Source organism: Paenibacillus sp. MT86 (assembly GCF_058792535.1).
Genome location: NZ_CM179499.1, coordinates 1875650 through 1890401, shown reverse-complemented (window position 1 = coordinate 1890401; position 14752 = coordinate 1875650). Strand labels below are relative to the sequence as shown.

General features: G+C 53.9%; 12 protein-coding genes. 1 reads left to right on the top strand and 11 read right to left on the bottom strand.

All coding sequences use genetic code 11. The features are described 5' to 3' along the window. Window positions 1-42 precede the first annotated feature (42 nt). The 8 genes from ptsG to AC3RCL_RS08125 form a co-directional block, all read right to left on the bottom strand. Window positions 43-2124 carry a glucose-specific PTS transporter subunit IIBC gene (gene ptsG / locus AC3RCL_RS08160; RefSeq protein WP_492535140.1) on the bottom strand — a complete coding sequence of 694 codons (2082 nt, stop codon included), beginning with the start codon at window positions 2122-2124 and terminating at the stop codon, window positions 43-45. Window positions 2125-2406: 282 nt separating this feature from the next. Further along, window positions 2407-3264 (bottom strand): glucose PTS transporter transcription antiterminator GlcT, encoded by an 858-nt coding sequence (gene glcT / locus AC3RCL_RS08155; RefSeq protein ID WP_096772961.1) that lies wholly within the window; start codon window positions 3262-3264, stop codon window positions 2407-2409. 150 nt (window positions 3265-3414) lie between these two features. Next, window positions 3415-4944 carry a flotillin lipid rafts scaffold protein FloT gene (floT, locus tag AC3RCL_RS08150; RefSeq protein ID WP_009591831.1) on the bottom strand — a complete coding sequence of 510 codons (1530 nt, stop codon included), beginning with the start codon at window positions 4942-4944 and terminating at the stop codon, window positions 3415-3417. A gap of 4 nt (window positions 4945-4948) precedes the next feature. Then, window positions 4949-5482: an NfeD family membrane protein gene (locus AC3RCL_RS08145; RefSeq protein ID WP_015734081.1), complete on the bottom strand. Its 534-nt coding sequence runs from the start codon at window positions 5480-5482 to the stop codon at window positions 4949-4951. Window positions 5483-5684: 202 nt separating this feature from the next. Further along, window positions 5685-6848, bottom strand: a complete 1164-nt coding sequence (locus tag AC3RCL_RS08140) for an iron-containing alcohol dehydrogenase (RefSeq protein ID WP_096772960.1) — start codon at window positions 6846-6848, stop codon at window positions 5685-5687. A gap of 177 nt (window positions 6849-7025) precedes the next feature. Beyond that, the gene (locus AC3RCL_RS08135; protein WP_213577324.1) at window positions 7026-8615 is read right to left on the bottom strand and encodes a UDP-glucose--hexose-1-phosphate uridylyltransferase; all 1590 of its coding nucleotides are present in this window, start codon (window positions 8613-8615) and stop codon (window positions 7026-7028) included. 19 nt (window positions 8616-8634) lie between these two features. Next, entirely contained in the window at window positions 8635-9624 is a 990-nt protein-coding gene (gene galE / locus AC3RCL_RS08130; protein WP_015734078.1) for a UDP-glucose 4-epimerase GalE, read from the bottom strand. Window position 9625: 1 nt separating this feature from the next. Continuing rightward, window positions 9626-10804: a galactokinase gene (locus AC3RCL_RS08125; RefSeq protein WP_492535139.1), complete on the bottom strand. Its 1179-nt coding sequence runs from the start codon at window positions 10802-10804 to the stop codon at window positions 9626-9628. Window positions 10805-10991: 187 nt separating this feature from the next. On the opposite strand from AC3RCL_RS08125, the gene AC3RCL_RS08120 reads away from it, so the two are divergent. After that, window positions 10992-11855 carry an AraC family transcriptional regulator gene (locus AC3RCL_RS08120; RefSeq protein WP_492535138.1) on the top strand — a complete coding sequence of 288 codons (864 nt, stop codon included), beginning with the start codon at window positions 10992-10994 and terminating at the stop codon, window positions 11853-11855. Between the two features lie 117 nt (window positions 11856-11972). Here the strand turns inward: AC3RCL_RS08120 and mgrA are convergent, their stop codons facing one another. From mgrA to AC3RCL_RS08105, 3 genes are all read right to left on the bottom strand, one after another. Then, a complete protein-coding gene (gene mgrA / locus AC3RCL_RS08115) occupies window positions 11973-12989 on the bottom strand; it encodes an L-glyceraldehyde 3-phosphate reductase (protein ID WP_492536293.1) in 1017 nt (338 codons plus the stop codon). A gap of 124 nt (window positions 12990-13113) precedes the next feature. Further along, window positions 13114-13866 (bottom strand): NAD-dependent protein deacylase, encoded by a 753-nt coding sequence (locus AC3RCL_RS08110; RefSeq protein WP_096772956.1) that lies wholly within the window; start codon window positions 13864-13866, stop codon window positions 13114-13116. 37 nt (window positions 13867-13903) lie between these two features. Next, the gene (locus tag AC3RCL_RS08105) at window positions 13904-14671 is read right to left on the bottom strand and encodes an HAD family hydrolase (RefSeq protein WP_492535137.1); all 768 of its coding nucleotides are present in this window, start codon (window positions 14669-14671) and stop codon (window positions 13904-13906) included. Between the last annotated feature and the right edge of the window lie 81 nt (window positions 14672-14752).

Sequence of the window (14752 nt, the reverse complement as noted above, 5' to 3'; positions counted from 1 at the left end):
TCGTATATTTTAATTTTTAGAATCCTGGAAACCATCGCGAGGTTAAGGTTTCAATAGGGTAATGATCCCTTCCTCGCCGCTTTTCACTTCACCGGTCTTGTTCAGCTTCACGGAAGCTCCCTCCGGCAGATTCGAGAAGATAATAGGAGAAATGATCGATTTGGCATTCTCCTTCACATAATCCAGATCCACTTGCATGATCGGTTGACCGGTGGAGACCAGGTCCCCCTCTTGCACCAGGACTTCAAATCCTTGCCCTTTCAGCTTAACGGTATTGACGCCGATATGGACAAGCACTTCCTTGCCGCCATCCGACATAATGCCGACGGCATGCTTGCTGGGGAACACATTGAACACGGTGCCGTTAACGGGAGACACAATCGTTCCGTTATGAGGCACGATCGCAAATCCGTCCCCTGTCATCCGTTCGGCAAACACGGGGTCAGGCACATGGGAAATATCCATAAGCTCTCCATCGGCCGGGGATACGATTTCCTCCTTAACGAGCGTTTCCCCGTTCCGTCCGGCCTGCTGTTCCTCTTGAGCCGTCGGCATCGTCTCCAAGGCCTCTGCTTGAGGCGCAGTGGTCGGCGTGATTCCCGACATGATGTCTTGAATCTGCGATTTGATCGTATCGGAACGGGTTCCGAATATCGCCTGGATATTATTCCCCACCTCCAGCACGCCTGACGCACCCAGCTGCTTCAGCCTTGCCTTATCGACATGGCCCTTGTCTTTTACCTCTACGCGAAGACGAGTGATGCATGCATCCAGATGCGCGATGTTAGGCTGGCCGCCCAGTGCAGTCAGGATATTAGACGGCAGATCATTTTTACTGCCAGCGACCGCTGCTCCAGAGCCTGATTCCGGCTCTGTCGTCGAAGCTTCCTCGCGCCCCGGCGTCCTCAGATTGAATTTCCGAATGACAAACCGGAAGCCGAAGTAATAGATTACAGCCATAATAGCACCCACGATGAGAACATTCCACCATGGCGTCCGGTTCGGAATGACACCGAAGATCATGTAGTCGATCAGGCCGCCGGAGAAGGTCATGCCGATTTTGGTGCCCAAAATATGCATGGTCATGAAGGACAGGCCGGCAAACAGCGCATGCACGGCGAACAGGATCGGTGCGACGAACAGGAACGAGAACTCAAGCGGTTCCGTGATCCCGGTCAAGAAGGAAGTCAGCGCCGCAGACCCCATGATGCCGGCCACGAACTTTTTGTTCTCCGGTCTTGCCTCATGATAGATGGCAAGCGCTGCCGCAGGGAGACCGAACATCATGAACGGATACTTACCCGTCATGAATGTGCCTGCCGTAAACTCGACGCCGTCCCGAAGCTGGGCCATGAATATGTTCTGGTCCCCTCGAACCAATTGTCCTGCCTGGTTCAGGTATTCCCCGAATTCAAACCAGAACGGGGAATAGAAAATGTGGTGCAGTCCGAACGGAATCAATCCGCGTTCCACGACGCCGAACACAAAAGCGGACAGCGTCAGGTTTTGTTCCAGCATGAAATGCGACGCCGTGTTAAGCGCCGACTGGATCGGCGGCCATATAAACACCATCAACAGACCAAGCAAAACGGACGTTGCGGCCGTCATAATCGGAACAAAACGTTTTCCTGCAAAAAAGCCCAGATAGGACGGAAGCTCGATTTTGAAAAACCGTCGGTACATGCTGGCTGCCAATATACCGACGATGATTCCGCCGAATACCCCGGTAGCCAACGTCGGAATGCCAAGCACGCTGGCATATTCGTAATTCGTGCCGACCATGGCCGGCGTCACGCCGATCACGCTGCCCATGGTGACGTTCATGACAAGGTAACCGATGATCGCGGCCAGTCCCGCAACGCCCTCGCCTCCGGCCAAACCGACCGCAACCCCCACTGCAAACAGCAAGGATAGGTTCGTGAATACGATTTGTCCCGCATTCATCATGACCGTGGCAGCCGCTTGAACCCAGGCCGCATCCAGCCAAGGTGCGTATTGCAGGAAATCGGGGTTGACCAGCATATTTCCAAGACCGAGCAATAGTCCGGCCGCCGGCAATATGGCCACTGGCAGCATCAGAGCTTTACCGACCCTTTGCAGTACGCCAAAAAGCCGCTTAAACATGAAAATTCTCACCCTCTGTCTCTAGTTGTTATCACAAGCTGTAGGTAGATCATCATAAAGCCATCAAATCAAAAAAGGCATGAGCAACCACAGGTAAATGGATGACTAATCTCATGGATTAGATTACCCAAAAATGGGTAATAACAACCAAATTCCTGCAATACTCATGCCTGATCGAATCAGTTACACGTTGGATTTGAAGTTTTATGGTTCATAACTGTTCGTATTGTAACACCGTTCATTTATCGTTGCAACCACATGGTAAGGGACTTAATAAAATCTTCACATTTGCCCGCCCTGCTCTTTACGCTGGACCAACCGTTCCAGATGTATGGTCAAATAACCGGCCTCAGCGGGATAGACGGGTTTCTTCAGCCGCTGCTCCATCATTTTGGTCAGCTTCCATGCCAGGGAATAGGTCTCGGGATATTCACGCTTCAAAAGGCCGTCAAGCGAACTCGTCTCGTTCACCGCTTCTCCCCGCCGAACCCGTTCCAAGGCAAACCGGAGGTGCGTCAGCAATCGGGAATAATCCAGCGTATCCTTCGGGATGGCGTACTCCAGCTGCTGCTCGACGGTATGTACCAAGTCCGCGATCAGCTCCGAATGCTTGCGGACCTCGGAGATATGCTGGTTCGTAAGGGCACCGTGAAAATGAAGGGCAATGAATCCGATTTCTTCTTGGCCCAAGTCAACCCCGAGCTTCTCCCGAATGGTACGGACGGCATATTCGGCCATCTCGTACTCTTCAGGGTACATCTCTTTGGTTTCGTATAAAAAAGGATTGTGGATATAAAGACCTTGGGCATGGCGTTTAATGGCAAATGCGATATGATCCGTCAAGGCAATGTGGATATGCTCATTCAGAGGAGCGTCGCTGGACTTGGCGGCATTCAGAATAATATCATTCATTGCCTCAATCAGCTTCTCATCGATGTGAGGCACCAGCTGCTTATACTGCTCCTGCTCCTCCGGTTTGGTCAAAATGAACATCTTCTCGGCAGCGGCGGCAGGGATACGGTCTTTATTCTTCCGGTTAAAGCCGATGCCCTTGCCGATAACAACAACCTCGCCATGTTGAGGATGCTTCGCTATGATTACATTATTGTTCAACACTTTAGCCACTTGTAAGCTGCTCACGTTCGCACCTCTTTTTGATTCATACGCGTATACTCGGATATCTTATCAGAAATATAAGAGCGCGGCAAAATCATTTGTGGTTGCCAAAGTCTTCAAGGTGCCGTACCGCTGCCTGCCACCATGTATTCCGGCCCCTGCTTGCGGCTTGATCTACTCTTCCTTAGCGGCACTTGTCTCTACAGGGACCGGTACAAGTTCCTGCTCGATGGACACCGGCTTTTGAGCCGTGGCGGATTTTTTCGTTGTTAATCCCTTAATGAGATCCTCCACGTCAATCCCGGACACACTCTTCAGCATCTCAGGCGCCGTGGACATCAGCTCGGTTACATAATTGCTCACGCGAGCCGCTCCTTCGCCTTTTCCCGTATCGACAACCGTCAGCTTGTCGATGGACGAGATCGGCTGAGCAATCTTGCCGGCAAGCTCAGGCAGCATTTTCACGATGATATCGAGCACAGCAGCCTCGCCGAACTTCTGGAACGCTTCCGCCAGCTTCTCTTTGGCATCGGCTTCGGCAATACCGCGCAGGCGGATGACTTCGGCTTCGGCCGTACCTTTCGCGCGCTCGGCATCCGCAACCGCCATACCGTCTAGGCGCTTCTGCTCGGCAGACGCTTTGGCCTGCGTTTCGATGGAGTATTGCACAGCATCCGCTTCGCGCATCTTCCGGGCCTTATCCGCTTCGGCAGCCTGCTCAACGGCATAGCGATCCGCTTCGGCTTTTTTCTTCACGTCCGCGTCATACTGCTTCTCGCGAACCATGATTTCTTTCTCCTGCAGGTCGATTTCGCGTTCCTTGCGAACGAGCTCAACCTTCATCTGCTCCTCAACCACCGTTTGTCTGGCTCGGGCTTCCTGAATATGATAAGCTTGGTCCGCTTCGGCCTTCGCCGTATCCTGCTCCTTCTTAAAGGACGCGACCTTCAGCTCCCGTTCCTTCTCGGCTTCCGCGATATTGGTATCGCGTACGACCTCGGCCTTCTGTCCTTCTTCTTCGGCGCGCGCCTTCTGAATCCGCGCATCCCGCATCGCTTCGGCTTCGGCAATCTCCGCATCCCGCTTGACCGTAGCGATCCGCGGTTTACCAAGCGCTTCCAGATATCCGTGTTTATCGCGAACGTCCTTAATGGTAAAGGAAACGATCTGCAGACCCATCTTCTTCAGGTCTCTTGCTGCGACCCCCTGAACTTCCTGCGCGAACTTGTCGCGGTTACGATATACTTCCTCTACTGTCATGGAACCGAGAATGGCACGAAGATGGCCTTCCAGCACCTCCTGGGCTTCACCCTTCAGCGCTTCAATGGGCTTGCCCATGAATTGCTCGGCTGCGGTCGCCACATCTTCGATCGAGCTTCCCACTTTAATGATGGCCACCCCGTCCGCCATAACCGGCACGCCTTGCTCCGTGTACACTTCAGGCGTCATGACATCCAGTTTATGAGATAAGAGCGATACGAATTCGGAGCGCTGAAACACGGGGAGTATAAAAGCGCCGCCGCCGCGAACGATTTTGATTTTGCGGCCGGATTCGTCCTCCGACAAATTTTTGCTTCCCAAAAAAGAACCGGTGACAATCATCGCTTCATCCGGGCTCACCGTTTTGTAGCGGGCCCAGAACGCAAGTCCTAACACGACAATGACGCCTACAACAATCGACGGAATTACTAAGTACTCTGGCATTGAATCAATCCTCTCCTTTTCGTTCTTCCAGTTCGGACACCCTCAGGACGCCATCAACAATGTCGACAACCACCACGCGGACACCTGCCGGAAGCGTTTGACGATCAAAGCTTGAGGCAATGTGCATCGTGTTGCCTGCCCCGACCTTGACCATCACTTCCCCGAATCCTTCAGCAGGTAGCGGCACCGTGACAACGCCGATCCTGCCCGCAAGCTCCTTGATGGAAAAGCCCGTCGAGTTCTCGCTGTTCTCCATCGGTTTCACGTACCCGAAGTAGACGAGAATCGAAATGACGATGGCCGCCAAGACAGATAGCGTTACATGGGCACCTGCCGCCAATTCCGTGTATTTCGTCAGCATGATTCCGGTCCCGCCGAATACGGTGATTCCCCCGGCGATCACAACCGGATTGAAAAAATCCACTGACAAAAAGTCCAACAATCCGTCAAGCGCCGAGCTAAGTATGTCGCCTAGCACCACGGTTACGATGGCGAAGATCACGCCCCCGATCAGACAGCCCCAATATAACGCTTCCATGTTGATTGCCCCCTCTGGAATTCCTTACTGTGTATAACAAGTAATACGGCAAAATGTTTGCTAAAGTTTCAATTATTTGCCTCAAACGTATGAAAATCTCTTCATATCTATATTCGACGCCCCAGCAAAAAAGCCTGCACGGCTTGAACCGGCAGGCTTTAAAACCATTTTTATTCCTTGTCAGCTAACGACAGGACAACCCCTATAACGACATCCGATAGATTTCAACGACGTCCTCGCGCTGCAGCTTGCGGAAGTTGCCAAAAGGACCGAAGCGCATCGCTTTATCGGCCATGGACCCGATCTCGCGGTCGTCGATATCGTAATCTCCCAGCGTGCTCGGCGCACCGATGGAAGTCCAGAAGCGGCGGAGCGCCTCGATTCCTTCCAGTCCGGCCGCTTCATCGCTTTTCCCGGCAGCATCAACACCGAATACATTCACGGCAAGCGACTTGAAGCGCTGAGGATCCGCGTTCAGATTATATTTCATCCAGTTCGGGAACAGGATTGCCAGGCCGCCGCCGTGCGGAATGTCGTATACGGCAGACACCGCGTGCTCGATGTTATGGGTTCCCCAGTCGCCGGCCATTCCCATGTTGATCATGCCGTTCAGCGCCATCGTACCGCAGTACATGATCGTCTCGCGGTGCTCATAGTTCTCCAGGTCCTCAACCAGCTTCGGCGCCGTATCGATAACGGTTCGAAGAATCGTTTCGCAGAAACCGTCCTGCACCGGCGTATTGGTATCCTGATGGAAGTAGTGCTCCAGTACGTGGGACATGATATCCACGATGCCGTACACCGTTTGATCCCGGGGAAGGGAGAAGGTATGCACAGGGTCCAGGATCGAAAAGGCGGGATAAGCATGCGGGCTGCCCCAGCCCATCTTCTCTTGGGTCACTTCATTGGTGATGACGGAGCCGCCGTTCATCTCCGATCCCGTTGCGGCCATCGTAAGCACCGTTCCAAGCGGCAGACCCGCTTGCGGTACGGCTTTGCGCTCTACGAAATCCCACATATCTCCGTCATACTTGGCCCCTACGGCAATCGCTTTGGAGCAGTCGAGGACGCTTCCGCCGCCAACGGCCAAAATAAGGTCGATGTGATGCTCCCGGCACAACTCCACTCCTTTATGTACCGTTGACAGGCGCGGGTTCGGTTCCACCCCGGCAAGCTCCGTCACCACCGCATTCGCTTCTTTCAGCAAGGCGATGACCTGATCGTAAAGGCCGCTGCGCTTGATGCTGCCGCCGCCGTACACCAGCAAAACGTTCCGGCCGTATTTGGCCACTTCACCGCTTAAAGCACTCAGCTTGCCCTTGCCAAAAATCAACTGAGTCGGATTATGAAAAACAAAAGGTCTCATGTCACATTACCTCCATCGCATCTGGTTTGCATCTAATTCATTCATGCGTGCTTTTTCATTCTATACCATTCCCATTAAGCAAAACAAACAGCCGTCCTTCTTTCGGAAGATCGGCTGTTTGAATGATGATCCTAGTTATCGTTAGCTTCAACACATCATATTTCCATCCAAGAATATTTATCTGCTGTCAGGGACGTACCCCATATGGCTCAGGAATCGCTGAAATGCCTGCTGCCCTTCCGCCGTCTGTTTGTATACCCCGGCATGCTCCAAAATCGTCGTGAATTTGCTGCCGACCTCCCGGCGTACCAGCTGGGTGGCCCCGGCTTTATCGGATGCGGCTATGCCCCGGCCCCGCAGCTCCTCGATCCAGTCGCCGTGGACGGCGAGCGGATGGTCAGCGGCCTGGCTGTCCGCATACAGTGCCTCGTTCCCCGCCAGAATCTCGGCGATCTGATCCAGCTCTTCCTTGAGCCTGCCCGGCAGGATCGCCAGCCCCATCACTTCGATCAAGCCGATGTTTTCCTTCTTGATGTGGAACATCTCCCGATGAGGATGAAAGATCCCTTCCGGATGCTGCTCGTTGGTGCGATTGTTCCGCAGAACCAGATCCATCTCATAGATGCCCTCGTCATTACGGCGGGCAATCGGAGTCACCGTATTATGGCGGACCCGTTCGCCGTCCGCTTCGCTGAAGGCCTCGATGTCTGCCGAAGGGTCGCTGTAGGTTTTCCAGCCCTCGTAAATGCCGTTCGCGCATTCAAGCAGCGAATCCCGATCGCTTGAGGATAGGCGGATCACCGACATCGGCCATTTCACGATGGCAACGGATACCCCCGGATAATCCCCGTGCGTAAACCCGGCCACCTTCGGCGCTTTCTGGATCGGGAAGGTATGCCGCCCCCCCTGGAAATGATCATGTGTGAGAATGGAGCCCCCGACAATCGGAAGATCCGCGTTCGATCCGAGAAAATAATGCGGATAAGCATCAACAAAACTCAAGAGGCGGGCAAGCGTCTCCTTGGTCAGCTTCATCGGCACGTGATCGTGGTGGAACACGATGCAGTGCTCGTTATAGTAAACATACGGCGAGTATTGGAAGAACCATGGTTCACCGTTCAACTCCAGCGGGATAATCCGCAGGTTTTGCCGTGCCGGGTGATTGACCCTGCCTGCATAACCCACGTTCTCCCGGCAGAGCTGGCATTTCGGATAAATCGGCGGAGGCAGCAGTTTGGCCATGGCGATTTCCTTCGGACTTTTCTCCGGCTTGGATAGATTGATGGTAATCTCAATATCGCCGTACGCGCTGGCATGCCGCCAGTATTCGTTTTTGGCTACGCGATCCATCCGAATGTAGTTGGAGTCGATGCACAGGCTGTAAAATTGCCGGGTAGCCTCGATGATCCCCTGCTCCTGCTCTACCGCCCGGAACCGAGCGGTTACTTCCGAAGGTCTTGCCATGAGGCGGCCCATGATTTTGGCGTCCAGCAAATCCCGGTACGTATCGGTATTCTCCGGGATCATGCCATGCGCCGCACCGTAATCGATCAGGATGTCGAGCATAGCCTGGGGCCCATCCGGCATCGGGTCGTTCACTTCGTCGCCGTACGGCTCGCTGAACCCGAAATCCTCCAGCAGCAGGTTGCGGCTGTAATCCGCATCCGCTGCCTGGATCAGGCCTTTATGAAGCGCGAAGCGCACCAGCATTTCAATGGCATGCAGAACCTGCTTGGATTCGGGAGTACTTGATGTTGCAGCATTCATGTTCATCGTCCCCCTTGGATTAATTGTCGCCGTAACCGTCCGGACGACTGCTGTGCCACTTCCATGCGCTCTCGATAATTTCCTCCAGCGTCGTTCTGGACGGCGTCCATCCGAGAACCGTGCGCGCTTTGTCCGAAGACGCCACCAATACCGCAGGGTCACCCGCACGGCGGGCTTCCATGACAACCGGAATGTCGGCACCCGTCACCCGCTTCGATGTCTCGATCACTTCCTTGACCGAGAACCCGAGTCCGTTGCCGAGATTGAACACATTGCTGGACTCGCCGCGACGAAGGTATTCAACCGCGCGCAGATGCGCATTCGCCAGATCGCTGACGTGAATGTAATCGCGGACGCACGTGCCATCGGGAGTTGCGTAATCGTCGCCAAACACCGAGATGCTGGCGCGCTGCTTCAAAGCGGTTTGCAGAACGAGCGGAATCAAGTGGCTCTCCGGCCGGTGATCCTCGCCGATCTTGCCGCTGGCATGCGAGCCGGCCGCGTTGAAATAACGAAGGGAGACATACTTCACCCCGAGCACGGTATCGAACCAGGACATCATCCGTTCCATCATCAGCTTGGTTTCCCCGTACACGTTCGTCGGCTGGGTCCGGTCCGTTTCCTCGATCGGCACCTTCTCGGGCTCACCGTAGGTCGCGGCCGTTGAAGAGAAGACGATCTTTCGAACGCCAGCCTCATTCATGGCTTCCAGCAGGCACAGCGTGCCGTACACGTTGTTATCGTAATATTTCACCGGATCCTTCATGCTCTCGCCGACCAGAGAATTCGCGGCAAAATGGATAACGGCATCAATATCGTTGTCCGAGAACAGCTGCTTCAGCAGCGCCTTGTCGCGCAGATCGCCGACATACAGCTTTCCGCCCAGCAGCGCTTCGCGATGACCCGTCTCCAGGCTGTCGATGACTACAACGTCTTCCCCTTGCTCCAGCAGCTCCGCCACGGTATGTGAACCGATATAACCTGCTCCGCCGGTCACTAAAATAGCCATATTATTCGCCCTCCTTTACTTCATGCACGCCTTGACCTACGCCGCATACGTAGAAATCCGCCTTCAGTCCCGTTCTGGCCTCATATTGCTGTCCCACTTCCGTGATGAAACGTTCCACCGCGTCCTCGTGCACGAGGGATACCGTGCAGCCGCCAAAGCCGGCTCCCGTCATTCTGGAACCGAGCGTACCCGGAATCCGCTGGGCTTCTTCCACCAGAGCATCCAACTCGTCGCCCGTGACTTCGTACAGATAACGCAAAGAGTCATGGGACTGATTCATGTACTGTCCGAAAACTTCCAGATTCCCCTCTTTCAGAGCCTTCACGGAATCAAGCACGCGCTGGTTCTCCTCGACGACATGCTGGGCGCGTCTTCTGACGGTCTCATCCTGGATGCTGTCCCGCAAGGTCGCGAATTGATCCGGATTCAGCTGGGCGAGATACGATAACGCCGGGAGCTCCTTTTGCAAAATTTCCAAAGCGCGGTCGCATTCGCTGCGGCGTTCATTATATTTGGAATCGACGAGTCCGCGCCGTTTGTTGGTATTCGAAATCACGATTTTGTATGCTCCGGTCCGGAAAGGCACCAGCTCATACTCCAGCGTATCGCACATTAACAGAATGGCATGATCCTGCTTGCCGTTGGCTACGGCGAATTGATCCATGATGCCGGAGTTGACGCCGACGAACAGGTTTTCCACCCGCTGCGAAAGCTTTGCGATCTCCACCGTATCCGTCTCCTTGCCCTCCATCTTCAAGAAGGCGTAAGCCGTGACCACTTCGATGGACGCTGAGGACGAGAGGCCTGCCCCGTTCGGGATATCCCCGTGGTACAGCAGGTCATAGCCGCTGCTGAGCCCGCAGCCGATTTTATTCAGCTCGGTAATGACGCCGACCGGGTAATCCGTCCATTGATCGATTTTGCAGCCATAATCCTCGTCCAGACTGATCGTTAATTCATAGGGGATATTGGTGGATGAAAAGCTCACCTTGTTATCGTCACGCGGCCGGATGATCAAGGTTGTGCCAAACTCCAGGGCTGCCGGAAGCACATAGCCCCCGTTGTAATCCAGATGCTCCCCGATCAGGTTCACGCGCCCCGGCGCATTAAATATGCGAACCTTATGCTGGCTCTCACCGTGCTTGTCCATAAATCTTTCCATAAGCTGTTGCGTCGTCACTGCCTATCACTCCATCCTGTACATATGGTAGTTTTACTGTCTTCAGTATAATGGAAATCTCGTTTACCGATAATGAAATCTTGTGTGATACATATGGATTTATGTGACTTATGGAGGTACAATAAATTCATGATCACGAAATCCCTATAGTTCCTCTTTTTCCCAAACTCATTGTAAAGGAAAATGAATGATGAAACCAACCTATTCTGTTGCTTCCAACCCAGCACAGCAAGGCGGCGGCTGGCTCCACGTGCGATTCGCCGGCGAGAGCCAGACCCTTCCGGAGCATGCGTTGGGGCCCAAAATATTCGATCATTACCTCTTGCACATCATCGAATCGGGCCATGGCGTATTTCGGACCGAAACCGACAGATACCAGCTCGGGCCCGGCGATTGCTTCCTGATTCATCCCGGCCAGATTGTCAGCTATGTATCCGATGCGAGCCAGCCGTGGCGTTACCGCTGGGTCGCCTTTGACGGAGAACACGCCGATGATGAGATATCCCGTTTGGGGCTCACGCCCGAAAAGCCTGTCCTCCACCTTGTGGAGAACAACCCCATTCCCGGCTATGTATCCCTCATCCAGGGCCATTTTCAATCAAGGGAAGAAAGCTCTCACATGGCCGCCATCGGTTACCTGCATTTAATCTGGGCCGAGATCATGAATCAGAGCGACCGGCCGTCCCGATTGACGCTGTCAGAACCCCAGGTTCAGCGCACGGTGAAGCAGATGATCAGTTACATGGCTTCCCAATACGCCCATCCCGTCTCGATCGAACAGATGTGTACGAGCCTAGGCTACAACCGCGCATACCTGTCACGGATCTTCAAGCAGGAAACGGGCATGACTCCGATCACGTATCTGCTTAAATTAAGAATCGACCAATCCAAACGGCTGCTGCGCGAACGTCCCGATTTGTCCATTGAGCAGGTTTCCGCATCGGTCGGACTGACAGATCCGCTCTATTTCTCGCGCCAATTCAAGCGGCTCGTCGGCAGATCCCCGTCGCGGTACCGCAAGGACATCATCTCTTCATCCGCGCTTACTTAAAGAGTGCGCCCAAGCCATCCCTTAGCAAAAAAAAGGAGCGCCCTTCAGGTCGGTTATCATCCTAAAGGCGCTCCTTGTCATGTATCTATTTCAATGCCACCGTGTTTTCGCCAGCATCTATCCTTCCGAAGAAGATGCATTCTCCGTTTTGAGAATCGCTTCGATCCGATCCAGCTCTTCCTTCGAGAACTCCAGATTGTTCAAGGCAGCCACGTTGTCTTCAATCTGGCTTACTTTGCTAGCTCCGATCAGGGCAGACGTCACCCGGCCGCCGCGCAGAACCCAGGCGAGCGCGAATTGAGCCAGACTCTGGTTCCGGGCTTGGGCGATTTGGTTCAAGGCTCTGATCTTGCGCAGCACCTCAGGCGTGATATTGCTTTCGTTCAGGAACACGGATGCGCTTGCGGCACGGGAATCGACAGGCACGCCGTTTAAATATTTGTTCGTCAAGAGCCCTTGGGCAAGCGGCGTGAATGCGATGCTTCCGATCCCGTTCTCTTCCAGGACGTCAAGCAATCCGTTCTCCACCCAACGGTCCAGCATGGAGTAACTCGGTTGATGGATGAGCAGCGGGGTACCCAGGTTTTTCAGGATCGATATCGCTTCCCGGGTCTTCTCCGGCGAATAGTTGGAGACTCCGACATACAGCGCCTTGCCGGAACGAACGAGATGATCCAGCGCTGTCATGGTTTCCTCGAGCGGCGTTTCCGGATCCATCCGATGATGATAGAAAATATCCACATAGTCCAGGCCCATTCGCTTCAAGCTCTGGTCGAGGCTTGATACCAGATATTTACGCGATCCGAAATCGCCGTAAGGACCGGGCCACATATAATAGCCGGCTTTGGACGAAACGACGATTTCGTCACGATATGCCTTAAGGTCTCTGGAAAGCACTTTACCGAAAGTCTCCTCGGCAGAGCCTGCAGGAGGTCCGTAATTGTTCGCCAGATCGAAGTGGGTGATGCCCAGATCGAAGGAGCGCGTAATCATGTTCCGCCCGTTCTCGTACGTGTCGACGCCACCGAAATTATGCCATAATCCAAGGGAGATCGCGGGAAGTTTAAGCCCGGACCGCCCCACGCGGTTATACTTCATTCCTTCATAGCGGTCTTCGCTAGCCACATAGGTCACTTGCAATCCCTGCCTCTCTAAGTGAATAGGTCCATTGCTAAATTCCATCTTATCGCGTTTGGTCTTCCTTTGACAAGAAAACGATTACAGGGATAGGTACGGCAATACGCCGCCTTTTGTCCCCTCACGTGCTGATCAGTTTATCCACCTGCGTCATGACTTGACCGATCCGATCCGCAATCAGGAGGCCTGCCCGATGATCGTATGGGGTTGGATCTGCATTCAGCAAAGCTACCTTGCTTCCATGAAAATAGGAGATCAAACTAGCGGCGGGGTGTACCGTCAGGGAAGTCCCCCCAATAATCAACAAGTCGGCCGTCGATATTTCCTGGATCGAGCGCATGATGACGTTCTGGTCCAATTCCTCTTCATACAGCACGACGTCCGGCCGAACCAGCCCCCCGCAATCCTTGCAGCGCGGGACGATTTCCTTAATGTCCAGAATCTCCTGAAGGCTGTAGAATCGGGAGCAATCCATGCAATAATTGCGGTGCACGGAACCGTGAAGCTCCAGCACCTCGGAACATCCCGCCGACTGATGCAGGCCATCGATATTCTGCGTGATGACCGCCTTTAGCTTCCCGTCATGCTCGAGTCTCGACAATAGGCGGTGACAGCCGTTCGGCTGCGCAAGCGGGTGCAGCATCTTGCTCCGGTAAAAGTCGTAAAACACTTCCGGATGCTGCATAAAAAAAGTATGGCTGAGCATGACCTCCGGCGGATACGGAGACTGGTGCTCGCTCTGGTACAGTCCGGCTGCCGAACGGAAGTCTGGTATTCCGCTCTCGGTGGAGGTACCCGCTCCTCCGAAAAAAACAATGTAGTCGCTCGCTTCGATCCATGTTGCCAACTGCTCGATCTTTTCCCTGTTCTCCACTCTTATACACCTCCGTACAGCCCTTAAAATAACACGTCTACCTGTGCACGTCTAATTCATTATAATCGGATATGACAACATCGGCATCTGTCAGATGCGCCGGCTCCCCTTCATCCGTCATTAAACCTACGGCCAGCGCAGCGCCTGCTTGCTTCGCCATCTGCATATCCGCGTTGCTGTCGCCGATGACGACCGCTTCCTCCGGTTTGATCCCGAGCCGGCGGCAGGCAGCCTCGGTCATTTCGGGGTGCGGCTTGCCATTTCGAACCTGATCTCTTCCCATAATGACCGTAAAGTACGAGCGAAGCCCCATCCATTCCAACTGCTCCACGGCACCTGAGGTTTGATCCGAAGTCACCACTGCCATCTTCACGGAGGCCAAGCTGCATTTTTCCAGAAAATGTTCCAGTCCGGGCATCGGGAATGCCGGCTTTCGCTGACGGACTTCGTACATGGCATTTTTCGTAATCTGATGGACCTGCACAATCGCCTCGTTCCATGGCATCCCGGCTGCGTACAATTGCCAGGCCAGAAGCCCGTTCGTCTCCTCCACGGTGCCCATGGCGAGCGGACCCCGCAGATCATACCCCGATACGCGTCCGCCGGCATCGTGCTTGGTCCCAAGCACCTTCTCTTTCGGCAGCGTAAAGCCGGATCCCATCAGCTCCAGCCGTTCCTCCATGAACTCGAGCACATAATCGGCCCATCCTCCCCACAGCGCCATGAAATGAAGCAGCGTACCGTCTTTATCAAACAAGATCCCTTGGCAGGGAACGGTTCGTTCTTTCAGTTGAACAAACGGCAATGGTTCAAAACCTCCCTATCCTATTCTTGATCATACTCTTATTAAACCATGAAATAAACTCTGATTTAAGCGTTATTGGCG